The sequence below is a fragment of the Pseudomonas sp. 2(2015) genome (genome assembly GCF_000955865.1).
GTDB lineage: Bacteria > Pseudomonadota > Gammaproteobacteria > Pseudomonadales > Pseudomonadaceae > Aquipseudomonas.
This window is the reverse complement of the sequence record NZ_JYOF01000014.1, coordinates 131,346-154,425: the sequence shown is the minus strand read 5'-3', so window position 1 is coordinate 154,425 and position 23,080 is coordinate 131,346. Positions and strand designations below refer to the sequence as shown.

General features: G+C 63.7%; 25 protein-coding genes. 19 read left to right on the top strand and 6 right to left on the bottom strand.

Annotated elements, in window-relative coordinates:
* Nucleotides 1-40 precede the first annotated feature (40 nt).
* Genes mpl through UB48_RS19055 form a run of 3 tightly spaced genes read left to right on the top strand, consistent with a single transcriptional unit; the run spans nt 41 to nt 2,300 of the window.
* The gene (mpl, locus tag UB48_RS19065) at nt 41-1,390 is read left to right on the top strand and encodes a UDP-N-acetylmuramate:L-alanyl-gamma-D-glutamyl-meso-diaminopimelate ligase (RefSeq protein ID WP_045199905.1); all 1,350 of its coding nucleotides are present in this window, start codon (nt 41-43) and stop codon (nt 1,388-1,390) included.
* On the top strand, nt 1,387-2,016 hold the full coding sequence (gene ubiX / locus UB48_RS19060) for a flavin prenyltransferase UbiX (RefSeq protein ID WP_045199899.1): 630 nt from the start codon (nt 1,387-1,389) through the stop codon (nt 2,014-2,016). The genes mpl and ubiX overlap by 4 nt, the downstream gene beginning before the upstream one ends.
* Nucleotides 2,013-2,300 (top strand): YceK/YidQ family lipoprotein, encoded by a 288-nt coding sequence (locus tag UB48_RS19055; RefSeq protein ID WP_045199896.1) that lies wholly within the window; start codon nt 2,013-2,015, stop codon nt 2,298-2,300. The genes ubiX and UB48_RS19055 overlap by 4 nt, the downstream gene beginning before the upstream one ends.
* 68 nt (nt 2,301-2,368) lie before the next feature.
* Here UB48_RS19055 and UB48_RS19050 read toward each other — a convergent pair whose 3' ends face one another.
* The 3 genes from UB48_RS19050 to UB48_RS19040 all read right to left on the bottom strand — a co-directional run bounded on the left by UB48_RS19050 (nt 2,369) and on the right by UB48_RS19040 (nt 5,314).
* Complete coding sequence (locus UB48_RS19050; RefSeq protein ID WP_045199893.1) at nt 2,369-3,010, bottom strand: oxidoreductase; 642 nt, start codon at nt 3,008-3,010, stop codon at nt 2,369-2,371.
* 26 nt (nt 3,011-3,036) lie between these two features.
* The gene (locus tag UB48_RS19045; protein ID WP_045199892.1) at nt 3,037-4,770 is read right to left on the bottom strand and encodes a C13 family peptidase; all 1,734 of its coding nucleotides are present in this window, start codon (nt 4,768-4,770) and stop codon (nt 3,037-3,039) included.
* Nucleotides 4,771-4,858: 88 nt separating this feature from the next.
* Entirely contained in the window at nt 4,859-5,314 is a 456-nt protein-coding gene (locus UB48_RS19040) for a MaoC family dehydratase (protein WP_045199890.1), read from the bottom strand.
* A 158-nt stretch (nt 5,315-5,472) separates the two neighbouring features.
* Between UB48_RS19040 and UB48_RS19035 the strand changes: the two genes are divergently transcribed.
* Genes UB48_RS19035 through UB48_RS19025 form a run of 3 tightly spaced genes read left to right on the top strand, consistent with a single transcriptional unit; the run spans nt 5,473 to nt 7,148 of the window.
* Complete coding sequence (locus tag UB48_RS19035) at nt 5,473-5,835, top strand: CidA/LrgA family protein (RefSeq protein WP_045199889.1); 363 nt, start codon at nt 5,473-5,475, stop codon at nt 5,833-5,835.
* 2 nt (nt 5,836-5,837) lie between these two features.
* Complete coding sequence (locus UB48_RS19030; RefSeq protein ID WP_176794315.1) at nt 5,838-6,548, top strand: LrgB family protein; 711 nt, start codon at nt 5,838-5,840, stop codon at nt 6,546-6,548.
* Nucleotides 6,549-6,557: 9 nt separating this feature from the next.
* Complete coding sequence (locus UB48_RS19025; protein WP_045199885.1) at nt 6,558-7,148, top strand: LON peptidase substrate-binding domain-containing protein; 591 nt, start codon at nt 6,558-6,560, stop codon at nt 7,146-7,148.
* Nucleotides 7,149-7,152: 4 nt separating this feature from the next.
* Here UB48_RS19025 and UB48_RS19020 read toward each other — a convergent pair whose 3' ends face one another.
* Both UB48_RS19020 and UB48_RS19015 read right to left on the bottom strand, forming a co-directional pair.
* Nucleotides 7,153-8,469: a bifunctional DedA family/phosphatase PAP2 family protein gene (locus tag UB48_RS19020; RefSeq protein WP_045199883.1), complete on the bottom strand. Its 1,317-nt coding sequence runs from the start codon at nt 8,467-8,469 to the stop codon at nt 7,153-7,155.
* A 4-nt stretch (nt 8,470-8,473) separates the two neighbouring features.
* A complete protein-coding gene (locus UB48_RS19015; protein WP_045200060.1) occupies nt 8,474-9,166 on the bottom strand; it encodes a DNA-3-methyladenine glycosylase in 693 nt (230 codons plus the stop codon).
* Between the two features lie 184 nt (nt 9,167-9,350).
* On the opposite strand from UB48_RS19015, the gene UB48_RS19010 reads away from it, so the two are divergent.
* The 13 genes from UB48_RS19010 (at nt 9,351) to UB48_RS18950 (ending at nt 21,728) form a co-directional block, all read left to right on the top strand.
* Nucleotides 9,351-10,622, top strand: a complete 1,272-nt coding sequence (locus tag UB48_RS19010) for a glutamate-5-semialdehyde dehydrogenase (protein ID WP_045199881.1) — start codon at nt 9,351-9,353, stop codon at nt 10,620-10,622.
* Between the two features lie 37 nt (nt 10,623-10,659).
* Nucleotides 10,660-11,310: a nicotinate-nucleotide adenylyltransferase gene (nadD, locus tag UB48_RS19005; protein ID WP_177329171.1), complete on the top strand. Its 651-nt coding sequence runs from the start codon at nt 10,660-10,662 to the stop codon at nt 11,308-11,310.
* 45 nt (nt 11,311-11,355) lie between these two features.
* Nucleotides 11,356-11,781, top strand: coding sequence for a ribosome silencing factor (gene rsfS / locus UB48_RS19000; RefSeq protein ID WP_045199877.1), 426 nt, complete (start codon nt 11,356-11,358; stop codon nt 11,779-11,781).
* 9 nt (nt 11,782-11,790) lie between these two features.
* Nucleotides 11,791-12,258, top strand: a complete 468-nt coding sequence (rlmH, locus tag UB48_RS18995) for a 23S rRNA (pseudouridine(1915)-N(3))-methyltransferase RlmH (protein WP_045199875.1) — start codon at nt 11,791-11,793, stop codon at nt 12,256-12,258.
* Nucleotides 12,259-12,274: 16 nt separating this feature from the next.
* A complete protein-coding gene (gene mrdA, locus UB48_RS18990; protein ID WP_045199872.1) occupies nt 12,275-14,164 on the top strand; it encodes a penicillin-binding protein 2 in 1,890 nt (629 codons plus the stop codon).
* 38 nt (nt 14,165-14,202) lie between these two features.
* Nucleotides 14,203-15,306, top strand: coding sequence for a rod shape-determining protein RodA (gene rodA / locus UB48_RS18985; protein ID WP_045200058.1), 1,104 nt, complete (start codon nt 14,203-14,205; stop codon nt 15,304-15,306).
* Nucleotides 15,307-15,323: 17 nt separating this feature from the next.
* Nucleotides 15,324-16,334: a lytic murein transglycosylase B gene (gene mltB, locus UB48_RS18980; protein WP_045200056.1), complete on the top strand. Its 1,011-nt coding sequence runs from the start codon at nt 15,324-15,326 to the stop codon at nt 16,332-16,334.
* The gene (locus UB48_RS18975; protein ID WP_045199870.1) at nt 16,334-17,338 is read left to right on the top strand and encodes a septal ring lytic transglycosylase RlpA family protein; all 1,005 of its coding nucleotides are present in this window, start codon (nt 16,334-16,336) and stop codon (nt 17,336-17,338) included. Before mltB ends, UB48_RS18975 begins: the two co-directional genes overlap by 1 nt.
* A 134-nt stretch (nt 17,339-17,472) precedes the next feature.
* Nucleotides 17,473-18,633 carry a D-alanyl-D-alanine carboxypeptidase family protein gene (locus tag UB48_RS18970; protein ID WP_045199868.1) on the top strand — a complete coding sequence of 387 codons (1,161 nt, stop codon included), beginning with the start codon at nt 17,473-17,475 and terminating at the stop codon, nt 18,631-18,633.
* A 75-nt stretch (nt 18,634-18,708) separates the two neighbouring features.
* The gene (locus UB48_RS18965) at nt 18,709-18,981 is read left to right on the top strand and encodes a DUF493 domain-containing protein (protein ID WP_045199865.1); all 273 of its coding nucleotides are present in this window, start codon (nt 18,709-18,711) and stop codon (nt 18,979-18,981) included.
* A complete protein-coding gene (lipB, locus tag UB48_RS18960) occupies nt 18,981-19,628 on the top strand; it encodes a lipoyl(octanoyl) transferase LipB (protein ID WP_045199863.1) in 648 nt (215 codons plus the stop codon). Before UB48_RS18965 ends, lipB begins: the two co-directional genes overlap by 1 nt.
* A gap of 2 nt (nt 19,629-19,630) precedes the next feature.
* Nucleotides 19,631-20,629: a lipoyl synthase gene (gene lipA / locus UB48_RS18955; RefSeq protein WP_010222903.1), complete on the top strand. Its 999-nt coding sequence runs from the start codon at nt 19,631-19,633 to the stop codon at nt 20,627-20,629.
* A gap of 91 nt (nt 20,630-20,720) precedes the next feature.
* Complete coding sequence (locus UB48_RS18950) at nt 20,721-21,728, top strand: LD-carboxypeptidase (RefSeq protein ID WP_045199860.1); 1,008 nt, start codon at nt 20,721-20,723, stop codon at nt 21,726-21,728.
* Here UB48_RS18950 and UB48_RS18945 read toward each other — a convergent pair.
* Nucleotides 21,719-23,035: a lytic murein transglycosylase gene (locus tag UB48_RS18945; RefSeq protein ID WP_045200053.1), complete on the bottom strand. Its 1,317-nt coding sequence runs from the start codon at nt 23,033-23,035 to the stop codon at nt 21,719-21,721. The genes UB48_RS18950 and UB48_RS18945 overlap by 10 nt on opposite strands.
* Nucleotides 23,036-23,080: the final 45 nt, after the last annotated feature.

The following is a 23,080-nucleotide window of genomic DNA, read 5'->3' as shown; positions in this document are numbered from 1 at the left end:
GCCCTAGGCTACCCTGCCTCGACGTTTTGCGAGGTCGATCATGCACATTCATATTCTCGGTATTTGCGGCACTTTCATGGGTTCGCTGGCCGTGCTGGCCAAGGAGCTTGGCCATCGGGTCACCGGCTCCGATGCCAACGTCTACCCACCGATGAGCACCCAGCTTGAAGCCCAGGGCATCGAACTGACCCAGGGCTATGACGCCGCCCAACTGGACCCGGCGCCCGACCTGGTGGTGATCGGCAACGCCCTGTCGCGGGGCAACCCGGCAGTCGAGTACGTACTGAACAAGGGCCTGCCCTACGTGTCGGGCCCGCAGTGGCTGGCCGACCACGTGCTGCAAGGCCGCTGGGTGCTGGCGGTTGCCGGCACCCATGGCAAGACCACCACCAGCAGCATGCTTGCCTGGGTGCTGGAGCACGCCGGCATGAGCCCGGGCTTCCTGATCGGCGGCGTGCCGCAGAATTTCTCGGTCTCGGCGCGCCTGGGCGGCACGCCGTTCTTCGTGGTCGAGGCCGACGAATATGACAGCGCCTTCTTCGACAAGCGCTCGAAGTTCGTGCACTACCGTCCCCGTACCGCGATCCTCAATAACCTTGAGTTCGATCATGCGGATATCTTCCCAGACCTGGCCGCCATCGAGCGACAGTTCCACCACTTGGTGCGAACCATTCCAAGCGAAGGCCTGGTGATCCATCCGACCACCGAGCCGGCCCTTGAGCGCGTGATCAAGATGGGCTGCTGGACGCCGGTGCAGACCACCGGTGAAGGCGGGCAGTGGCAGGTCAAACTGCTCAGCGCCGACGGTTCGCGTTTCGAAGTCAGCTTCGAAGGCGAAACCCAGGGCGTGGTCGAGTGGGAGCTGACCGGCCAGCACAACGTCGCCAACGCCCTGGCTACTTTGGCGGCGGCGCGTCATGTCGGCGTGGTACCGGCCATGGGTATTGCCGCATTGAGCGCGTTCAAGAGCGTCAAGCGGCGGATGGAAAAGGTCGCTGAAGTACAGGGCGTGACCATCTATGACGACTTCGCTCACCACCCGACCGCTATCGCCACCACCCTCGATGGCTTGCGCAAACGCATCGGCGATGCTCCGCTGATTGCCGTGATCGAGCCGCGCTCCAACTCGATGAAGCTCGGCGCCCACCGCGATGGCCTGCCCGAGAGCGTCAACGATGCCGACCAGGTGATCTGGTACGCACCGCCGAACCTGGGCTGGGACCTGGCCGCCACCGCCGCCGAATGCAAGGTGCCGGCTGTGGTGGCCGACAGCCTTGAAGCGATCATCGAACGGGTCAAGAGCCAGGCCAAGCCCGGCACCCAGGTGGTGATCATGAGCAATGGCGGCTTCGGCGGCCTGCACGGCAAGCTGGCCGAGGCGCTGAAATGAGCGGGCCGGAACGCATCACCCTGGCCATGACCGGGGCTTCGGGGGCGCAGTATGGGCTGCGCCTGCTCGATTGCCTGGTGCGCGAAGACCGCGAGGTGCATTTTCTGATCTCCAAGGCCGCGCAACTGGTGATGGCCACCGAGACTGATGTGTTGCTGCCGGCCAAACCGCAAGCCATGCAAGCCTTCCTCACCGAGTACACCGGCGCTGCCGCCGGGCAGATCCGCGTGTATGGCAAGGAAGACTGGATGTCGCCGGTCGCCTCGGGCTCTGGCGCGCCGGCGGCGATGGTGGTGGTGCCGTGCTCGACCGGGACCTTGTCGGCGATTGCCACCGGCGCCTGCAACAATCTGATCGAGCGGGCTGCAGACGTGACCCTGAAGGAGCGTCGGCAGTTGATCCTGGTGCCGCGTGAGGCACCGTTCTCGACCATCCACCTGGAGAACATGCTCAAGCTGTCGAACATGGGCGCGGTGATCCTGCCGGCGGCGCCGGGCTTTTATCATCAGCCGCAGACCATCGACGACCTGATCGACTTTGTTGTCGCACGGATCCTCAACCTGCTGAACATTCCCCAGGACATGCTGCCGCGTTGGGGCGAGCATCATCTGGGCGCGGATGAATGAAGCGCCTGCTGGGCGTGATACTGCTGTGCGTGATGGCTAGCGGTTGCGCCAGCGTGCGCACCCTGGATGCGGCCAAGCCGGGCGCGCCGGTGGTGTATGCCGGTACGCGCCTGGATCTGTATGCACTGCAGGGCGGTTGTTGCGCTATTGACCGCTTTGGCGCCGAGGCGCCGAAGTATCCCGGGCTGGACCTGCCGGGCAGTGCCTTGCTTGATACCGTACTGCTGCCGCTGTCGGTATTGACCGCGCTGGGAATTGGCTTTCAGGCGACGGGCGGGTTGTAGCGGCTGGCCTGATCGCGGGGCAAGCCCGCTCCCACACACTCTGTGGGAGCGGGCTTGCCCCGCGATTGCTACTTGCCCAACCGGCGCAATTCATCCGACTCGACAATCCGGATCCCGTCCTGCTCTTCCAGCGCCAAACGCCACAGCGCCCTGGCCAGTTGGCAGGCCTCGATGCCCCGGTACTTGCCCGGGATCAGCTTCGACAGCGGCCCGGCCAAGCGTTCCGACATCCGCGGTTCGATGCGGTCACCCAGCAACAGCGAAGGCCGGGCGATGGTCAGTTGCGGCCAGTCCTGGGCCTTCAATGCGGCCTCCATTTCGCCTTTGACCCGGTTGTAGAAGATCGGCGACCTGCGGTCGGCACCCAGGGCGCTGACCACCAGCAGGTGCCGCGCGCCCATCTCGCGGGCGCGTTTGCCGAAGGCGACGACCATGTCCAGGTCGACCGCGCGAAAGGCCGGCTCGGACCCTGCCTGCTTGATCGTGGTGCCCAGGCAGCAGAAGGCGATGTCGACGCGACCTGCCAGTTGCGGGAGGAACACCGCCGGGTCACCCACCGGGTTTTCCAGGTGCGGGTGTTCGGCCAGTGGGCGACGGGTGGGGGCCAATACGCGGCTGACGGTGGGCTCGTTGAGCAGCCGATCAAGTAAGTGTTCACCGGTAAGACCGGTGGCTCCGGCAAGCAGGATGTGCTGAGGCGTCAAGTACATGATGTCTCTCCCTTGATACAGTCAGCTTAGTGGTTGCCAGCATTTTTTGCATGCTCGGCCTGTTGCTTGCCCGCATCACTTTGCAAGGCTTTGCGCGCTTGTTGCTGGCGCAGGCGCTGCCAGTGATCGAGTACGCCCTTGGGTGCCCAGATCTGCGGCTCGGAGGCATCGAAGCCTTCAATGGCCTCGCGCTCGGAGACGCTGGCGCTGGCCCGCTCGAAGGCCTGCTGCAGGTCGTCGGTCTGGTTCAGGGCCTGGGCGAACAGGGCGTCGCCAAAGTAGGTGAAGTCGGCTTCTTCGGAGCAGCCGAACGACACCCGGTCGGCGCGCGAGGCGGTCATGATCAGGGTCCGCTCGTCTTTGAGCGGGGCGATATAGCCGCCTGAATAACAGGCCGAGATGACAATGATCTTGTCGCGGTCTTTCAAGGGCGCCAGGGTCGTGGCCAGGGCATCGGCGGGCAGGTCTGCCAGTTGCAGGCGCGGCTGGTCGAGTACCAGTTCGTGCTCGTGGCTGCCGTGGCTGGTCAGGTAGATGAACACCAGGTCTTCCGGGCCGCTGCGTTCGGCCAGGGTGCGCACGGCGCGGGCAAGGTTCTCGCGGGTGGCCATGGGCCGGTCGCTGAGGTGGTCGCGGTGGTTGACCAGGCTGATCTGGCCGACCGCGCCAAAGCGGCTCTTGAGCATGTTGCTGACGTAATCGGCCTCGCGCAGGAACACGCTCTGTTTGCCATCGCCCCCCAGGGCCAGGCTGTAGAGTTCGATGTCCGGGGTCGAGGCCGGCACCTTGGCCAGCGCTTGGTCGAGCAGGCCGCCCTGGTTGAGCAGCGCCAGTTCCAGCGGGTCGGGCAGCAGTTTGCCGTGCTCGTCGCGCACGCGCTGGCCATTGAGCCACTGGCCGCTTTCATTGCGCCCGTCGAGCAGGGTCAGGCGGCCGTTGCCCTGGTAGGTGTCGTTCTCGAAGCCGCCGACATAGACACTGCCGTCCGGCAACTGCAGGCGCCCGTTACCGGAAAACCGCCAGTCGCGAAAATAACCCTTGTAGTGGCTGCCGTCGCTGCCGATCAGCTCGCCCTTGCCGCTGAGCGAGCCGTCCTTGAACTGGCCGATCCACACGTCACCATCGGTGTTTTCGTAACGGCCGCGGCCTTCCAGGCGGTTGTCATGGAAGGCACCGATGTACTGGTCGCCTTCGGCGCTGTTGAAGGTACCGCTGCCTTCGAGCTGGCCGTTGACGAAACGGCCGCTGAACTGGTTGCCGCTGGCGTCGCTGCGGATGCCTTCGCCATTGGGTTTGCCGCGGGCGAACAGGCCCTGGTACTGGCTGCCGTCAGCCAGTTCGAGATGGCCGGCGCCGTGGTACTGGTCGTCCTTGAACTGGCCACGGTAAAGCAGGCCGGGTTCCTTGAGGGTGCCTTCGCCGTCGCGGCGGCCGAGCTTGAACCCACCGGTGTAGCTGCTGCCCGGTGTTTTCAGGGTCCCCAGGCCGTGGAACAGGCCCTGCTGGAACCCGCCGCGGTAGACCTCGCCATTGCTGCCATGCCATTCACCCTGGCCATGCCACTGGCCATTGAGGAAGTTGCCCTTGTACCAACTGCCGTTGGGGTAGTCGATGCGCCCGGCACCTTGCAGCAGGCCGTTGACCACCTCGCCCCGATAGCGGCCGCCATCGGGCAGGCGCGCATCAGGCGGCGACAGGGGTTCGCCGTCACCGCAAGCGGCCAGTAGCAGGGTCAGGGCAAGGGGAACGAGTGGGCGCATGGCGGGGTCCGGACAAGTGAGGCCCCGAGTATGCCGTAGAACGCGGGGGGTGAAACAGTCGCCAGGACGGTTTCACCCAGTGCCTGGCTCAGATGAAGCAGAGCGACAGCGGTTCGGCGATGTAGGCAGGTTTTTCCTGGCCTTCGATTTCCAGGGTGGCGGTGACCTTGAGCAGCCACTGTCCGGGTTTCTTCTCGGTCACCTCGGCCAGATCGACCTTGAGCCGCACCTTGCTGTCGACTTTCACCGGCTGGATGAAACGCACGCTGTCCAGGCCATAGTTGACGGCCATTTTCAGGCCTTCAGGCACAACCAGAATGCCTTCCATCAACTTGGGGATCAGCGACAGGGTGAGAAAACCGTGAGCGATGGTGCTGCCAAATGGCGTTTTTGCCGCCTTGTCCGGGTCGACATGGATGAACTGAAAGTCGCCTGTCGCCTCGGCAAACAGGTTGATGCGCTGTTGATCGATGGTCAGCCATTCGGAACGTCCCAGTTCCTTTCCAACGTACTGCGAAAGCTCTGCAACAGGTACATAGGGCATTGTGACTCTCCAGATTGTCTTTGGTTTTGTTATGACTTCGGCAGATTCGAAAGTCTAAGATCAGCACGCCTGCAGGAAGTGGTCAAGTCGGCGAAGATCGGCTTATAGCCCGGTCGTTAGCGTGCTTATAATGGCCGCCAGGCCTCAAGGAGATGCTTATGCTGTTGCGTGGTTTGACCTGGCTGGTGCTGTTCCAGTTGCTCGGAACGGCGATCAATCACCTGGTGGTGCCGATCCTCCCCGGGCCGATCATCGGCCTGCTGTTGCTGCTGGTGTACCTGATGCTGCGTGGCGAGGTGGGCGCGCCCCTGAGCGAGGCGGCCAACAGCCTGCTGCGCTACTTGCCACTGCTGCTGGTGCCGCCGGCGGTGGGGGTGATGGTCTATGCCGCGGATATCGCCGCCGACTTCTGGGCCATCGTCGGTGCCCTGGTGCTGTCGGCGCTGCTCACCCTGGTGTTCGTCGGCGTGCTGATGCACAAGCTGATGGCCCGCCAGGGCAGCCATGAGGAGCAGCCATGAGCCTGGACTGGAGCGGCGCCGTCAACGCCGTCATTCACCATCCGCTGTTTGGCATCGGCATCACCCTGGGCGCCTACCAGCTGGTGCTGGCGGCCTACGAAAAAACCCGCTGGATCTTCCTGCAGCCGGTGCTGGTGTCGATGCTGGTAGTCATTGGCGTACTGCTGGGCTGTGGCCTGACTTACAGCGAATATCGCAAAAGCACCGAGATCATGAACATCCTTCTGGGCCCGGCGACCGTGGCCCTGGCGGTGCCGCTCTATCTCAACCTGCGGCGCATTCGCCAGCTGTTCTGGCCGACCTTTACTACGCTGGTAATCGGAGGGGTGTTCGCCACCGGCGCCTGCCTGTTGCTGGGCTGGTGGTTTGGCGCCGAGCACATGATCCTGATGACCATGGCGCCAAAATCGGTGACCTCGCCGATTGCCATGCTGGTGGCCGAGCAGATTGGCGGCGTGGCCGCGCTGGCGGCGGTGTTCGTGTTGATCACCGGGGTGATCGGGGCGATTTTCGGCCCGGCGCTGCTGTCGCGTTGTGGTGTGCACAGCCCTGAAGCGCGCGGCATGGCTTTAGGCGTGACTGCGCATGCGGTTGGTACTTCGGTAGCGCTGCAGGAAAGTGAAGAATGCGGGGCCTTCGCGGCCCTGGCGATGAGCCTGATGGGGGTTGCCACGGCGGTATTCCTGCCACTGGCGGTTAGCCTGGTTGCTTGAGGAGTTGCAATGACGTTACCCCTGTTTCCGCTCAATACCGTGCTGTTCCCGGGCTGCTTTCTCGATCTGCAGATCTTCGAGGCGCGTTACCTGGACATGATCGGTCGCATCATGAAGCAGGGCGGCGGTTTTGGCGTGGTGTGCATCCTTGAGGGCGAGCAGGTTGGCGCTGCGCCCAGCGGTTTCTCGCAGGTTGGCTGCGAGGCGCTGATTCGCGATTTTCAGCAGCAGGACAACGGCCTGCTGGGGATTCGGGTCGAAGGCACCCGGCGCTTTCGTGTCGGGCCGTTCGAGGTGCAGAAGGACCAGTTGCTGGTCGCTGATGTGTCGTGGCTGCCGGAGCTTGCCGACGAGCCGCTGGAAGATGACCATCACGACTTGCTGGCGCTGCTGCAAGCCCTGGGCGAGCACCCGATGGTCGAGGCGCTGGGCATGCCGGTGACGGTCCACGGCCAGCAGGCCCTGGCCAACCAGCTCGCCTACCTGCTGCCGTTCGTTGAAGAAGACAAACTCGACCTGCTGGCCATCGACTCACCGCACAAGCGCCTAGAGGCTATCCAGGCGCTGCTTGACCGGCTGCAAGGCGAGCTGTTCGCCTGATGCCTCAGTACTGGTAGCGCAGCAAGGCGTGCGGCAGCGAGTGCAGGGCGAAGAACGCCAGCAGGGCGACGCAGGCCGGCAGGATCAGCCACCAGACCCGTAGCGGCAGGGCGGTGAGCGGTTGCCGGTATTGGGTCAGGGTCAGGCTGGTAGCGCACACGCAGCAGGCGAGCATGGCGCCGGCGAGGATGTCGGTCGGCCAGTGCGCCCCCAGGTACACCCGTGACAGCGCGATCGCCAGTGCCGGAATGCAACCCAGCATGATCCAGGTCAGGCGCATGCGCGGCGGCTGCCCGCGCCCGGCCAGCACCGCCAGTACCAGGAAGAACGCAAACGACGCCGAGCTGTGGCCGCTGGGCATGCTGTAGGTGGTCAGCGGATCAGTGAGTACCTCCGGGCGCGCCCGGGCAAACAGCCACTTGAGGCTGCCATTGGCCAGGGCCGTGCCGATCAGGGTGCTGCCGGCGAAAATCGCCGGGCGCCACTGGCGGGCCAGCAATAACAGGCCGGTGAGCAGGCCGCCGAGGAAGAACTGGGTTCGGAAATCGCCGAGGCGGGTGATCAGCACCACCGTGCCGTCGATGGCACGGCTACGGTTCTCCTGGATCAGGGTCATCAGGCCCTGGTCGAACTGGGTCAGGTATGGCCAGCCGAGAAACAGCCCGGTCAGGGCCAGCAAGCTCATCCCGGCAATCAGCCGGGTGCCGCGGCGCATGCTGCGCAGGCTGCTGTTGATGCTCAGGCCGACCAGCACCGCCAGGCCGCCCATCACTACCCCAGCCTGTGGCCAGAAGCCTTCCGGCAACGGCAGGCGCATGGCCGCGCCGGTTGCCCAGCCCGGCAGCAGGTAAGCCACTGCCCAACCGGCCCCGGCCAGCAGGCTGACGGCGATAAAACGCGGCAGCGGCATGTCGAACATGCCGGCGACCATGGGCAGCATCGGCCGCAGCGGGCCGATGAAGCGCCCGACTAGCAGGCTGGCGATACCATAGCGCTGAAAGTAGGTTTCGGCGCTGCCGATCCATTCCGGATGGTGGCGCAGCAGCGGCAAGCGGCGGATGTTCTGGTGAAAGCGCCGGCCTAAGGTGTAGGAGATCGCGTCGCCGAGCAAACCACCGGCAAAGCCCAGCAACAGGGTTTCGCCCAGGCTCAAGGCACCGCTGCCGGCCAGTACCGCGACGGCGAACAGCAAAACGGTGCCGGGGACGATAATCCCGGCAATCGCCAGGCATTCCACGCAGGCCACCAGAAAAATCGCTAATCCCAGCCACTGCGGGTTGGCGCTGAGCCAGGTGGTCAGGCTGTCGAGCCATGGGCCCATCGTGTCAGTTTCCTTGTGTCAGTAAAAAGTAGTCCCGGCCTTCGACTTGGCCCCGGCGCAGCGGGTTCCGTGTGCAATGGCGGGCAAAGTCGGCGTCGACGAAACGGTAGGGCAGATGTTCATCGCGGCCGTGGGGAATCCCCAAGCGGGTGGTCTGGATAATTTGTTTCACTTTGATACCGCAGTCCTCGACAAACAGCTGCTCGGCATCAAAGCGTTTGCCGTCCCAGTGCGGCACTTTCAGGCCCAGGGCCTTGCACAGCAGAGTCTGGCCGGCGCACAGGCGTTCGGGCGGGCGCGCCTGGCCGCTGGCGTCAGGGTTGTTCAGTTGCATCTGTGCCAGGCTGTTGTCATCCGACAAGGCGTCGACGAAGGGGTAGGCCGATTTGATCAACACCGCATTGCCCGGCCCGTGGGCGCTGAAGTTCAGCGAGTCGCCGCCGCGGGCGTAATACATGTAGATGTGCCCGCCGTCGAGGAACAGCGCCCGGCGTTTTTCGGTGTAGCCGAGCGAAGCGTGGCTGCCCTTGTCGCTGAGGTAGTAGGCCTCGGTCTCGATAATCCGTGCCGCCAGCCAGTACGGGCCGTAGCGGTGGCGGATGACCTTGCCCAGCAGGGCCCTGGCCAATTCGCCAGCGTCGCGGTCGAAGAAGCTGTCGGGCAGGGCCTTGGGCGGGCAGGGGGCGGAGTCTGGCATGCGGGCAGGTTCGCGGGTGGACAGGTGGGCGATGATAGCAATTTCTGTCTTAACCAACCCTGAATGGCCATTATGAAGCGAGGGGCCGGCACTCTTTTCGACCATCCGCCTGTCACCGCTGGGCGTGGGGCCACACGACAGTTATAATCATCCGATTTTCCCCTTCGCCAAGACCACTGAGCCCATGACTGAGTCCGTTCTTGACTACATGACCCGCCTGGGTCGCGCTGCCCGCGCGGCGTCGCGCGTGATCGGCCGTGCCAGCACTGCGCAAAAGAACCGCGCCCTGCAAGCCGCCGCCAACGCCCTGGACGCTGCCCGCGCCGAGCTGACCGCCGCCAACGAACTGGACCTCGCTGCTGGCCGCGCCAATGGCCTGGAAGCGGCCATGCTCGAGCGCCTGGCGCTGACCCCGGCACGCATCGACGGCATGATCGTCGGCCTGCGCCAGGTGGCCAGCCTGCCGGACCCGGTCGGCGCGATCCGCGACATGAGCTACCGGCCATCGGGTATCCAGGTCGGCAAGATGCGCGTGCCGCTGGGGGTGATCGGCATCATTTACGAATCGCGTCCGAACGTGACCATCGACGCTGCCAGCCTGTGCCTGAAGTCTGGCAACGCCACCATCCTGCGCGGCGGCTCCGAAGCCATCCACTCAAACCGTGCCATTGCCGCCTGCATCCAGCGCGGCCTGGCCGAGGCCGGCTTGCCGGCGGCGGTGGTGCAAGTGGTCGAAACCACCGATCGCGAAGCGGTCGGTGCGCTGATCAGCATGCCGGAGTTCGTCGACGTCATCGTGCCGCGTGGCGGCAAGGGCCTGATCGAGCGCATCAGCCGCGACGCGCGGGTGCCGGTGATCAAGCACCTCGATGGTATCTGCCACGTCTATGTGGCTGAGCACGCCGAGCTGGACAAGGCCCGGCGCATCGCCTTCAACGCCAAGACCTACCGCTACGGCATCTGCGGGGCGATGGAAACCCTGCTGGTCGATCAGTCGGTCGCGGCCGAGTTCCTGCCGGAAATGGCCCGCCAATTTCGGGAAAAAGGCGTCGAATTGCGCGGTTGTGAGCGCACGCTGAAAATCATAGAGGCGCTGCCGGCGACCGAAACGGACTGGAACACCGAATACCTCGCGGCGATTCTGTCGATCCGCGTAGTGGACGGTCTGGACCAGGCCATCGAACACATCAATCGCTATGGCTCGCACCATACCGATTCGATCGTCACCGAACACCAGGCGCAGGCTCGCCAGTTCATGGCCGAGGTCGATTCGTCGTCGGTAATGATCAACACCCCGACCTGCTTTGCCGACGGTTTCGAGTACGGTCTGGGCGCGGAGATCGGGATTTCCACCGACAAGCTGCACGCCCGAGGCCCGGTTGGCCTGGAAGGCCTGACCTGCGAAAAATACGTGGTGATCGGCGACGGTCAGCTGCGCGGACAGGAGTCGCTCTGACTTGGCCGAGCGCAAACCGCTCGCCCCAGTCTCGACGATGTCGCCCGCCCGGCGCATCGGCGTGCTCGGCGGGACTTTCGACCCGGTGCACATCGGACACCTGCGCAGTGCGCTGGAGGTCGCCGAAGTGCTGGCGCTCGACGAGCTGCGGCTGATGCCCAACGCCCGCCCGCCGCACCGTGATACGCCGCAAGTGTCGGCCCAGGACCGGCTGGCGATGGTCCGGTGCGCGGTTCAGGGCGTGCCTACGCTGTCGGTCGATGCCCGCGAACTGGCCCGTGACAAGCCGTCGTACACCATCGAAACGCTGGAACTGATGCGTGCTGAAATGGCCGCCTCGGAGCAACTGTTTCTGCTGCTGGGCTGGGACGCATTCTGCGGCCTGCCCAGTTGGCACCGTTGGGAAGAATTGCTGCAACACTGTCACATCCTGGTGCTGCAACGCCCGGATGCCGACGTCGAGCCGCCGGATGCCTTGCGCAACCTGCTGGCCGCACGTTCGGTCAGTGATCCGCAGGCCCTTGAAGGGCCTGCCGGGAATATTGCATTCGTCTGGCAGACGCCGCTTGCGGTGTCAGCCACGCAGATCCGACAGCTGCTGGCCAGCGGCAAGTCGGTGCGGTTTCTGGTGCCGGACGCAGTACTGGCCTACATCGATGCGCACAACCTTTACCGTGCGCCGAACTGAGGGTGCTGAGAAGCGCCTCAAACTATTGAGTTGAATGAGTTTTATATGACCAAGCAAAAACACAACGTCAGCGCCGAAGAGCTGGTCGAACTGACCAAGTCCGCCCTGGAAGACGTCAAGGCCCAGGACATCCAGGTTATCGACGTAAAAGAAAAGCACAGCCTGACCGACTACATGATCATCGCCACCGGTACCTCCAACCGCCAGATCAGCGCGATGCTGGAAAAGGTCCGTGAGCAGGTCAAGGCCAAGGGCGTTCAGCCACTGGGCGAAGAAGGCAAGGGCGACAGCGACTGGGTCCTGCTGGACCTGAATGATGTCATCGTCCACATGATGACTGCCGCTGCCCGTCAGTTCTACGACCTTGAGCGTCTGTGGATGGGTGCCGAGCAGAGCCGTGCCGCCGATGGCAAGCACCACAGCCCGGAAAACACCCACGACTTTGCAGACAAGCTGAAAGATCGGGAATAAGGAAGGCTCGTGCGTCTGCGTCTGATCGCGGTCGGCTCGCGCATGCCCAAGTGGGTCGAGGACGGTTGGCATGAATATGCCAAGCGCCTGCCCGCGGAGCTGTCGCTGGAGCTGGTGGAAATACCGCTCAATACCCGGGGCAAGAATGCCGACGTCGCCCGCCTGATCCGTCAGGAGGGTGAGGCCATGCTTGCCAAGGTCCAGCCAGGGGAACGGATTGTCACCCTGGAGGTCCATGGCAAGCCCTGGAGTACCGAGCAACTGGCGGTCGAACTGGACCGCTGGCGGCTGGATTCGCGTACCGTCAACTTCATGGTCGGCGGCCCCGAAGGGCTGGCGCCGGAAGTCTGTGCGCGGGCCGAGCAGCGCTGGTCGCTGTCGCCGCTGACACTGCCCCACCCGTTGGTAAGGATACTGATCGGCGAACAGCTGTACCGCGCCTGGACCGTATTGTCCGGGCACCCCTACCACAAATAAGCCTTAAGCCTTTTCAATGTCGCAGCCGATTCGCCTCAAGGATCACGAGAAAGACGCCCGTCTGGTGCGTAGCCGCGTCGTGGTCGGTGCAGTGGCGATCGTCCTGCTGATTTGCGTGTTGATCGCCCGCCTGTATTACCTGCAGGTGATCCAGTACGACTATCACTCGACCCTGTCGGAAAATAACCGGGTGCATGTGCAGCCGATTCCGCCGACTCGCGGGCTGATCTTCGACCGCAACGGGGTGATCGTCGCCGATAACCGGCCAAGCTTCAGCCTGACCATGACCCGTGAGCGCTCCGGCGACTGGCAGCAGGTACTCGATGTGATCGTCGAGGTGCTCGAGCTGACCCCGGACGACCGCACCCTGTTTGAAAAGCGCATGCGCCAGGGCCGCCGGCCGTTCGAGCCGGTGCCGATCCTGTTCGAGCTGACCGAAGAACAGATCGCCCGGGTTGCGGTGAACCAGTTCCGCCTGCCCGGCGTCGAGGTGGTCGCGCAGCTGGTGCGCCATTACCCGCAGGGAGCGCACTTTGCTCACTCGGTCGGTTATGTCGGGCGGATCAACGAGAAAGAGCTGAAGACCCTCGACCCGGTCAACTACAGCGGCACCCACCATATCGGCAAGACCGGCATCGAGCGCTTCTACGAGCCGGAACTGCACGGCCAGGTGGGTTACGAAGAAGTTGAGACCAACGCCCGTGGCCGGGTATTGCGGGTGCTCAAGCGCACCGACCCGATCCCCGGCAAAGACATCGTCCTGAGCCTCGACATCAAGCTGCAGGAAGCTGCCGAGGCCGCGCTGGGCGGGCGCCGCGGCGCCATTGTCGCACTCGACCCAAATACCGGCGAAGTACTGGCGATGGTCAGCCAGCCAAGCTTCGACCCCAACCCGTTCGTCACCGGCATCAGCTTCAAGGCCTATGCCGAGCTGCGCGATTCGATCGACCGGCCGCTGTTCAACCGCGTGCTGCGCGGCCTGTACCCGCCGGGTTCGACCATCAAGCCGGCAGTGGCCATCGCCGGCCTCGACAGTGGTGTGGTCACCGCCAGCAGCCGGGTGTTCGACCCGGGCTTCTACCAACTGCCCAACTATGACCACAAGTACCGCAACTGGAACCGCAGCGGCGACGGCTGGGTCGACCTCGACCTGGCGATCATGCGCTCCAACGACACCTACTTCTACGACCTGGCGCACAAGATGGGCATCGACCGTCTGTCCAGCTACATGAACAAGTTCGGCCTCGGGCAGAAAGTCTCCCTCGACATGTTCGAGGAGTCCGCCGGCCTGATGCCGACTCGCGAATGGAAGCGCGCCACCCGCCGCCAGGCCTGGTTCCCGGGCGAGACGCTGATCCTCGGTATCGGCCAGGGCTACATGCAGACCACGCCGCTGCAGATGGCCCAGGCCATCGCCCTGATCGCCAGCAAGGGCAAGTGGAACCGTCCGCACCTGGCCAAGACCATCGAAGGCCAGCCACCGGTGGACGAGAACCCGATGGAAGACATCGTCTTGCGTGACAAGTCCGACTGGGCCAGGGTCACCCATGGCATGGAGCAGGTGATGCACAACGCCCGCGGTACCGCCCGCGCCGCCGCCGCCGGTGCCCAGTACCGGATTGCCGGCAAGAGTGGTACCGCCCAGGTGGTAGCGATCAAGCAGGGCGAGAAGTACGACCGCAACAAGGTTCAGGAACGCCACCGCGACCACGCCCTGTTCGTCGGCTTCGCCCCGGCAGAGAACCCGAAGATCGTGGTTTCGGTGATGATCGAAAACGGCGAAGCGGGTGGCCGCGTCGCGGCGCCGGTGATGCGTCAGGTAATGGACGCCTGGTTGCTCGACGAGCATGGCCGGCTCAAATCCGAGTTCGCTCCCGCCACCGTCGTTCAGGAATCGGCCCAGTGAAGAACAATTTCGATCGCATGCTTTCCAGCGAGGACGTAATGCGTCGTCGCGCAAGCTTCCTGCAGCGCATCCATGTCGACGGCCCGTTGCTGATCCTGCTGCTGACCCTGGCTGCCGGCAGCCTGTTCGTGCTCTATTCGGCCAGCGGCAAGAACTGGGACCTGCTGCTCAAGCAAGCCAGTTCGTTCGGCATCGGCCTGGTGTCGATGTTCGTCATTGCCCAGCTCGAACCACGTTTCATGGCGCGCTGGGTGCCCCTTGCCTATGTGGTCGGGGTGATCCTGCTGGTGGTGGTCGACGTCATGGGCCACAACGCCATGGGCGCCACGCGCTGGATCAACATTCCCGGGGTGATCCGCTTCCAGCCCTCGGAGTTCATGAAGATCATCATGCCGGCGACCATCGCCTGGTACCTGGCCAAGCGCTCGCTGCCGCCGCATTTGAAGCACGTGGTGATCAGCCTGATCCTGATCGGCCTGCCGTTCATCCTCATTGTGCGCCAGCCAGACCTGGGTACCGCCTTGCTGATCCTCGCCTCCGGCGCCTTCGTACTGTTTATGGGTGGCCTGCGCTGGCGCTGGATCCTCAGCGTGGTGGCGGCGGCAGTGCCGGTGGCGGTAGCGATGTGGTTCTTCGTCATGCACGACTACCAGAAGCAGCGGGTACTGACCTTTCTCGACCCGGAAAGCGATCCGCTGGGCACCGGCTGGAACATCATCCAGTCGAAAGCGGCGATCGGCTCGGGCGGGGTGTTCGGCAAGGGCTGGCTGCTGGGCACCCAGTCGCACCTGGACTTTCTCCCGGAAAGCCACACCGACTTCATCATTGCCGTGCTTGGCGAGGAGTTCGGCCTGGTCGGCATCTGCGCGCTGCTTTTGATCTACCTGCTGCTGATCGGCCGCGGCCTGGTGATTACCGCCCAGGCCCAGACGCTTTACGGCAAGCTGCTGGCTGGCAGCCTGACCATGACCTTCTTTGTTTATGTGTTCGTCAATATCGGTATGGTCAGCGGCTTGTTGCCCGTGGTGGGGGTGCCGCTGCCCTTCATTAGTTATGGCGGAACTTCGTTGGTGACGCTGCTGTCAGCGTTTGGGGTTTTAATGTCGATCCATACGCATCGCAAATGGATTGCGCAGGTTTGAATAAGGTGAAGAATTACATGCAAGCAATGCGTGGCTGGGCGGCTCGTTGTGCGCCCTGGGTCGGCTTTGTAGGTTTGCTCGGCGGCGCGCAAGGCGCTGCTGCCGGCGACTACGACGGCTCGCCCCAGGTGGCCGAGTTCGTCGGCGAAATGACCCGCGACTACGGTTTTGCCGGTGAGCAACTGATGGGGGTGTTTCGCGAGGTTCAGCGCAAGCAGTCGATCCTTGACGCGATCTCGCGCCCGGCTGAACGGGTAAAACCCTGGAAAGACTACCGGCCGATGTTCCTCACCGACGCCCGCGTCGCCCGCGGCGTCGACTTCTGGCGCCAGCATGAGGCCACCCTGGCCCGCGCCGAACAGGAGTACGGCGTGCCGGCCCAGGTGATCGTCTCGATCATCGGCGTCGAAACCTTCTTTGGCCGCAACACCGGCAATTACCGGGTGATCGATGCGCTGTCGACCCTGGGCTTCGATTACCCGCCGCGTGCCGAATTCTTCCGCAAGGAGCTGCGCGAGTACCTGCTGCTGGCCCGTGAAGAGCAGGTCGACCCACTGACCCTCAAGGGCTCCTACGCCGGGGCCATGGGCTTGCCGCAGTTCATGCCGAGCAGCTTTCGCGCCTACGCCGTGGATTTTGACGGCGACGGCCACATCAATATCTGGAACAACCCGGACGATGCCATCGGCAGCGTTGCCAGCTACTTCAAGCGTCATGGCTGGGTAGCCGGCGAACAGGTGGTCAGCCGCGCCACGGTGCGTGGCGAACGCGTCGACGAGGGCCTGAGCCCGGGCATCGACGCGGTCAAGACGGTCGGGGAGTTGCGGGCACTGGGCTGGTCGAGTCATGATGCGCTGCGCGATGATCTGCCGGTCACCGCCTTCCGGCTCGAAGGTGACAATGGCCCGGAATACTGGCTGGGCCTGAAAAACTTCTACGCGATCACTCGCTATAACCGCAGCGTGATGTATGCCATGGCAGTGCATCAGCTCTCGGACCTGCTGGTTCAAGCACGGGGCGCCAAGTAATGCGCGTAATGTTCTCCGCTACATCGCTGAAACTGCTGGGTTGCGCGGCCCTGGGCCTGGTGCTGGTGAGCTGTTCGAGCAGCCGCCCGAGCACCTCCACCCAGGGTAATGCCAATGTCGTGCGGGCCAAGCCCGGCCTGGACATCAACCGGGCCCACAAGGACGGCGCGCCCTGGTGGGACGTCGACGTCTCGAAGATCCCCGACGCGACCCCGACCGTGCACACCGGCAACTACAAGGCCAACCCCTACACCGTGCTGGGCAAGACCTACTTCCCGATCCCCGACTCGCGCAACTACCGCGCCGAGGGCACGGCATCCTGGTACGGCACCAAGTTCCACGGCCAGAACACCGCCAACGGCGAGGTCTATGACCTCTACGGTATGAGCGCGGCGCACAAGACCCTGCCGCTGCCGGCCTACGTCAAGGTTACCAACCTCGATAACCAGCGCAGCGTGATCCTGCGGGTCAACGACCGCGGGCCGTTCTATTCCGACCGCATCATCGACCTGTCGTACGCGGCGGCGAAGAAGCTCGGCTATGCCGAGACCGGCACCGCGCGGGTGCGCGTCGAAGGCATCGACCCGAAACAATGGTGGGCCCAGCGGGGCCAGCCGGCGCCGATGGTCCTCGACCAGCCGCAAGTGGCCCAGACCCAGGCGCTGCCGGCCAGCACCGGCACGGTCGAGCAATGGACGCCACCGCCGCAGCAGCACGCCGCTGCGGTCGTACCCCTGCAAGTCGCCAGCAACAACACGATGGCCAGCAATGGTCTTTACTTGCAGGTCGGCGCTTTTGCCAACCCCGATGCCGCCGAACTGCTGCGCTCCAAGCTCAGCAGCATGGTCAGCGCACCGGTGTTCATCAGTTCGATCGTGCGCAACCAGCAGACCCTGCACCGGGTCCGCCTGGGGCCGATCAACAGCCAGGGTGAAGCCCAGCAGATGCAGGACAGCGTGCGCCTGGCCAATCTGGGGCAGCCCAAAGTCGTCACGGCAGACTGATCGGGGGGACTGATCGGTTTGTCATGCAGCCGGGCGCAGCCGCCATGTACAATGGCGGTTTTGCCCGTCAGGCCATGCGCCTGTAAACGTTTTGCCCATGAGGGCATGAGCCCATTAGCCATTTCGAGAGACGGATGAACATAACCAGCTTTGCCAAACGCCTTTGCCTGCTTGTACCGCTGATGATTGCCCCCGCCGCCTTCGCGGCAGAGCAAATGATGCCGTCGCCGCCGCAACTGGCTGCCAAGTCCTACGTGCTCATGGAAGCCTCCAGCGGCAACATCCTGGTCGAGAACAATGGTGACCAGCGTCTGCCTCCGGCGAGCCTGACCAAGCTGATGACCGCCTACATCGCGACCCTGGATATCCGCCGCGGGCAGATCGGCGAAAACGACCCGGTCACCGTCAGCGAAAACGCCTGGCGCACCGGCGGTTCGCGGATGTTCATCAAGGTCGGCACCCAGGTCAGCGTCAGCGACCTGCTGCACGGCATCATCATCCAGTCGGGTAACGACGCCAGCGTCGCCCTCGCCGAGCACATCGCCGGCAGCGAAGACGCCTTCGCCGACATGATGAACAAGACCGCCGGCGACCTGGGCATGAGCAACAGCCACTTCATGAACCCGACCGGCCTGCCGAACCCCGAGCACTACTCGTCGGCCCACGACATGGCAGTGCTGGCGCGCGCGATCATCCACGAAGACCCGGCTCACTATGCGATCTACTCGCAGAAAGAGTTCTTCTGGAACAACATCAAGCAGCCTAACCGCAACCTGCTGCTGTGGCGCGACAAGACCGTCGACGGCCTGAAAACCGGCCACACCGACGAAGCCGGCTACTGCATGGTGTCTTCGGCAGTACGTGACGGCATGCGCCTGATCGCCGTGGTCTTCGGTACCAACAGCGAGCAATCGCGTGCGGCCGAAACCCAGAAGCTGCTGACCTACGGCTTCCGCTTCTTCGAAACCCAGACCTTCTACCAGAAGGGTACCGAGCTTGCCCAGGCACCGGTCTGGAAGGGCGCAACCAATCAGGTCAAAGCCGGTCTCGCCGAAGACCTGACCATGACTTTGCCTAAAGGCCAATTGAAAAAGCTGGCCGCAAGCATGACCATGAACCCGCAATTGATCGCTCCGATCAACAAAGGTGACGTGATCGGTAAAGTGGAAGTCAAACTGGATGACAAGGTTGTCCACAGTGCCGACCTGATCGCGCTGGATGGCGTTGAGGAAGGTGGTTTCTTCCGTCGTGTGTGGGATAGCATTCGGCTATTCTTCTACGGGTTGTTCAACTGATATCGTGACCTGCCACGCCCCCGCCACTCATGCGGGGGCGTTGTTGTTGCCACGGCTTACGAGGCCGTTACTGCTATGACCGAAGCTGACAAGTCGCACAAAATCGAATTCCCCTGCGCCGATTACCCGATCAAGGTCATCGGCGACACCGTGGTCAATTTCAAGGACACGGTGATCGAGATCCTCAAGAAGTACGCCACGGTCGACATGAGTACCCTGGCTGAACGTCAGAGCAAGGAAGGCAAGTACACCACGGTGCAACTGCACATCATCGCCACGGGTGAAGACCAGTTGCACGATATCAACAGCGCCCTGCGCGCGACCGGAATCGTGAAAATGGTGCTCTGATGCCCGCGTGCCTCGGCTTTCGCGACCTCGGCCTGCTGCCTTACGAGCCGGTGCTGGAGGCCATGCGTCGGTTTACCGACCAGCGTGGCCCGGGCACCGCGGATGAGGTATGGCTGGTTGAACACCCGGCGGTGTTCACCCAGGGCCAGGCCGGCAAGGCCGAGCATCTGCTGGTACCGGGTGACATCCCGGTGGTGCAGACCGATCGCGGCGGCCAGGTGACCTATCACGGCCCGGGTCAGCTGGTGGCGTACCTACTGCTGGATGTACGCCGCCTGGGTTTTGGCGTGCGCGATCTGGTCAGCCGCATCGAGCGTTGCCTGATCGAGTTGCTGGCCAGTTACAACGTCGAGGCGGCGGCCAAGGCCGATGCCCCAGGCGTTTATGTCGACGGGGCGAAGATCGCCTCGCTCGGCCTGCGGATTCGCAATGGCTGTTCGTTCCACGGCCTTGCCTTGAACGTGGACATGGACCTGGCGCCATTCCGCCGGATTAACCCCTGCGGGTATGCGGGGCTGGCCATGACCCAGCTGCGCGACCAGGCAGGCTCGATCGAACTCTCTGAGGTAAGGGCAAGGCTGCGCGGGCAGCTGGTCAAGCACCTCGACTATGCTGAGCAGACGACCCTTACGGGCGGAATCTTCTGAATATGACTACTGTTGTGCAAGAACCAGTGCAAAGCGTGACGCCAGCGCCTCGGCCGAAGGTCGAGGCGGGTGTCAAACTGCGTGGCGCGGAAAAAGTCGCGCGTATCCCGGTAAAGATCATCCCCACTGACGAGCTGCCAAAGAAGCCTGACTGGATTCGCGTGCGTATCCCGGTTTCGCCGGAAGTCGACCGCATCAAGCAACTGCTGCGCAAGCACAAGCTGCACAGCGTCTGCGAAGAAGCCTCCTGCCCGAACCTGGGCGAGTGCTTCTCGGGCGGCACCGCGACCTTCATGATCATGGGTGACATCTGCACCCGTCGCTGCCCGTTCTGCGACGTCGGCCATGGCCGGCCGAAGCCCTTGGACGTCGACGAGCCGAAGAACCTCGCCGTGGCCATTGCCGACCTGCGCCTGAAGTACGTGGTGATCACCTCGGTGGACCGCGACGACCTGCGCGACGGTGGTGCCCAGCATTTTGCCGACTGTATCCGTGAGATCCGCGCGCTGTCGCCGGGTGTGCAGCTCGAGACCCTGGTGCCGGACTACCGCGGGCGCATGGATGTGGCCCTGGCGATTACCGCCGAAACCCCGCCGGATGTGTTCAACCACAACCTCGAAACCGTACCTCGCCTGTACAAGGCCGCGCGTCCGGGTTCGGACTACCAATGGTCGCTGACCCTGCTGCAGAAGTTCAAGGAACTGGTGCCGCACGTACCGACCAAGTCCGGGCTGATGCTGGGCCTTGGCGAAACCGACGAAGAAGTGATCGAAGTGATGCATCGCATGCGCGAGCACAACATCGACATGCTGACCCTCGGCCAGTACCTGCAGCCGTCGCGCAGCCACTTGCCGGTGCAGCGTTTCGTGCACCCGGACACCTTCGCCTGGTTCGCCGAAGAAGGTTACAAGATGGGCTTCAAGAACGTTGCTTCCGGTCCGCTGGTGCGTTCTTCGTACCATGCCGACCAGCAGGCGCATGAGGCCAAGATCAAGCTCTGATCGACAGCCTGGTTGTCTCGATGCCGATGTCTGCTGCAAAGCGACATCGGCATTTTTGTTTGCCGACCTGTCCACACAAGGAGTTGTCTGGATGAACCTACCTTTTACTCAAGAGGCTGGCGTGCTGGCGCATGCCTTGCCGTTACCGAGCGCCTTGCCCGCTGGCGGGCTGATCGCAATCATCGCCCCGGCAGGTCCCGCCCAGGTCGATACGCTCAAGGTCAACCAGTGGTTCGAAGCGCGCGGCTATCGCTGCCGGATCTACCCGGGAGTGACCGCCGCCGAGGGTTATCTGGCCGGTAGCGATGCGCAGCGCCTGCAAGACCTGCACAGTGCATTTGCCGCTAAGGATGTCGATGCCATCATCTGCCTGCGCGGTGGCTACGGCAGCATGCGCCTGCTGGAAAACATCGATTTCGACTTGCTGCGCCGGCATCCCAAGCCGTTGGTCGGCTACAGCGACATTACCGCGCTGCACACGGCGATTGCCCGTCATGCCGGGTTTGTGTCTTTCCATGGTGCCATGCTCAAGTCGGAGCTGCTGGGCAACAAGCAGGAGCCGACACTCTCTTCGCTGTTCGAGCAGCTGCGCGGCCAGCTGGGCGCCGGTGACCGTCTTGAGCACCCTCAGGCCTGGCCATTGACCACCATCCTGCCAGGCACTGCCAGCGGGCCTTTACTGGGGGGTAATCTGTCGTTGTTGTGCGCGACCCTGGGCACCCCGGCAGAACTCCACTGTGATGGCGGTATTCTGTTTATCGAAGACGTCAACGAGCCGCTGTACCGGGTCGACCGCCTGCTGACGCAATTGCGTCTGGCGGGCAAGCTCGAAGGGATTCGTGGCGTGCTGGTCGGGGATTTCGCCGGGATTGCACTAGAGGCGCTGGCGCCCTTGCTGCGCCAGTTCTTTGCACCGCTGCAGGTGCCGGTGCTGGCCGGCTGGCGCAGTGGTCATTGCGACCCGAACCTGACGTTGCCGATGGGGGCCAGGGTGTGCCTGGATGCCGATGGCAAGTGTTTGCGACTGGAGCAGGATTTGTTTGAGCGCCATCGCGGGGCAGGCCAGAGTGACCTGCCCCGCGAGGTGCTTCAGCGCTGACGCAAGCTATCGAGCAGCTTGTGCGTCGGATAGCCATCAGCCGGCCAGCCCAAGGCCTGCTGGGCGCTGCGGATGGCCTTGCGGGTGTTGGCGCCGATGATGCCGTCGGCGGCGCCGGCGTCGTAGTTGCGGGCACTGAGCAGGGTCTGCAGCTCGACACGCTCGCTGCGGCTCAGTGGCAGGTCATCCTTGGGCCATGAGCCGGCAATGTAGCCCGAGCCATCGAAGCGCTGGCCGAGCAGGCCGACGGCCATGGCGTAGGACGACGAGTTGTTGTACTTGAGGATCGCGCGGAAGTTGTCCAGTACCAGGAATGCCGGGCCGCGATAACCGGCCGGCAACAGCAGGGCGGCGGACAGCTGCTCGCTGCCGGCTGGCAAACGTACGCCGGCGGGCAGTTTCAGGCCCATCTGCAGCCATTCCGATACCGGCTTGCGCTGGCTGCCATCGGCCAGCCAGTAGTCGAAGCCAGGCGCCAGCTGCACCTCAAAACCCCAGGGTTCGCCGCGTTTCCAGCCGGAGCTCTGCAGGTAATGCGCAGTCGAGGCCAGGGCGTCAGCCGAGCTGTTCCAGATATCCCGGCGGCCGTCGCCGTCAAAATCCACGGCATGGGTGTTGTAGGTGGTGGGGATGAACTGGGTCTGGCCCATGGCCCCGGCCCACGAGCCCTTCATGGCGTCGGGCTGGATATCACCGTTTTGCAGGATTTGCAGCGCCGCGATCAACTGCGCCTGGGCGAATGCCGGGCGGCGGCCTTCATAGGCCAGGGTGGCGAGAGAGCGGATAACCGATTTGTTGCCCTGGAACTGGCCAAAGTTGCTCTCCATTCCCCACACCGACACCAGCACATTGCGGTCGACGCCGTAGCGTTGTTCGATCTGGCTCAGCAACTCGGCATGTTTTTCCAGCAGGCCTTTGCCGTTGCGTACCCGCAGTGGCGACAGCGCACCATCGAGGTACTCCCATACCGGCCGGGTAAACTCAGGCTGGCTGCGGTCGGCCTTGATCACGTCCATGTCGGGTGTGACACCGAGGAATGCGCGGTCGAAGGTGCTGGCATTGATACCCGCTTGCAGGGCTTGCTGGCGGAATCCCGCCTGCCATTGGGCGAAGCTTTGCAGCGGCTGGATCTCGCTGAGCGTGTCGACGGCAGGGGTGGGCAGGGTGACGACTGGAGCCGGTTGGGCAGGGGCCAGCGGCAGCGCATCGGCGGCGGTGGGTTTCTCCGCGCAGGCGACAAGCAGGATGAGGCTGGAGGCGGCAATCAGCTGGCGAGGTTGCCAGCGACGGGAAAGACAAAGGGGCATGCACAGGTCCAGGTATTTCAGGTCAGGTGCCGACCATACCATGCC

Bases quoted from the DNA above. Each gene is read 5' to 3' on its own strand.
- UB48_RS19015 (WP_045200060.1), bottom strand. From the start codon at position 9,166: ATGCCAGACTCCGCCCCCTGCCCGCCCAAGGCCCTGCCCGACAGCTTC.
- UB48_RS19050 (WP_045199893.1), bottom strand. From the start codon at position 3,010: ATGTACTTGACGCCTCAGCACATCCTGCTTGCCGGAGCCACCGGTCTT.
- UB48_RS19055 (WP_045199896.1), top strand. From the start codon at position 2,013: ATGAAGCGCCTGCTGGGCGTGATACTGCTGTGCGTGATGGCTAGCGGT.
- mltB (WP_045200056.1), top strand. From the start codon at position 15,324: ATGCAAGCAATGCGTGGCTGGGCGGCTCGTTGTGCGCCCTGGGTCGGC.
- ubiX (WP_045199899.1), top strand. From the start codon at position 1,387: ATGAGCGGGCCGGAACGCATCACCCTGGCCATGACCGGGGCTTCGGGG.
- UB48_RS19025 (WP_045199885.1), top strand. From the start codon at position 6,558: ATGACGTTACCCCTGTTTCCGCTCAATACCGTGCTGTTCCCGGGCTGC.
- UB48_RS18970 (WP_045199868.1), top strand. From the start codon at position 17,473: ATGAACATAACCAGCTTTGCCAAACGCCTTTGCCTGCTTGTACCGCTG.
- lipB (WP_045199863.1), top strand. From the start codon at position 18,981: ATGCCCGCGTGCCTCGGCTTTCGCGACCTCGGCCTGCTGCCTTACGAG.
- UB48_RS19010 (WP_045199881.1), top strand. From the start codon at position 9,351: ATGACTGAGTCCGTTCTTGACTACATGACCCGCCTGGGTCGCGCTGCC.
- UB48_RS18965 (WP_045199865.1), top strand. From the start codon at position 18,709: ATGACCGAAGCTGACAAGTCGCACAAAATCGAATTCCCCTGCGCCGAT.
- UB48_RS19020 (WP_045199883.1), bottom strand. From the start codon at position 8,469: ATGGGCCCATGGCTCGACAGCCTGACCACCTGGCTCAGCGCCAACCCG.
- UB48_RS18950 (WP_045199860.1), top strand. From the start codon at position 20,721: ATGAACCTACCTTTTACTCAAGAGGCTGGCGTGCTGGCGCATGCCTTG.
- UB48_RS19040 (WP_045199890.1), bottom strand. From the start codon at position 5,314: ATGCCCTATGTACCTGTTGCAGAGCTTTCGCAGTACGTTGGAAAGGAA.
- mpl (WP_045199905.1), top strand. From the start codon at position 41: ATGCACATTCATATTCTCGGTATTTGCGGCACTTTCATGGGTTCGCTG.
- rodA (WP_045200058.1), top strand. From the start codon at position 14,203: ATGCGTCGTCGCGCAAGCTTCCTGCAGCGCATCCATGTCGACGGCCCG.
- UB48_RS19035 (WP_045199889.1), top strand. From the start codon at position 5,473: ATGCTGTTGCGTGGTTTGACCTGGCTGGTGCTGTTCCAGTTGCTCGGA.
- nadD (WP_177329171.1), top strand. From the start codon at position 10,660: ATGTCGCCCGCCCGGCGCATCGGCGTGCTCGGCGGGACTTTCGACCCG.
- lipA (WP_010222903.1), top strand. From the start codon at position 19,631: ATGACTACTGTTGTGCAAGAACCAGTGCAAAGCGTGACGCCAGCGCCT.
- UB48_RS19045 (WP_045199892.1), bottom strand. From the start codon at position 4,770: ATGCGCCCACTCGTTCCCCTTGCCCTGACCCTGCTACTGGCCGCTTGC.
- UB48_RS18945 (WP_045200053.1), bottom strand. From the start codon at position 23,035: ATGCCCCTTTGTCTTTCCCGTCGCTGGCAACCTCGCCAGCTGATTGCC.
- rsfS (WP_045199877.1), top strand. From the start codon at position 11,356: ATGACCAAGCAAAAACACAACGTCAGCGCCGAAGAGCTGGTCGAACTG.
- UB48_RS18975 (WP_045199870.1), top strand. From the start codon at position 16,334: ATGCGCGTAATGTTCTCCGCTACATCGCTGAAACTGCTGGGTTGCGCG.
- mrdA (WP_045199872.1), top strand. From the start codon at position 12,275: ATGTCGCAGCCGATTCGCCTCAAGGATCACGAGAAAGACGCCCGTCTG.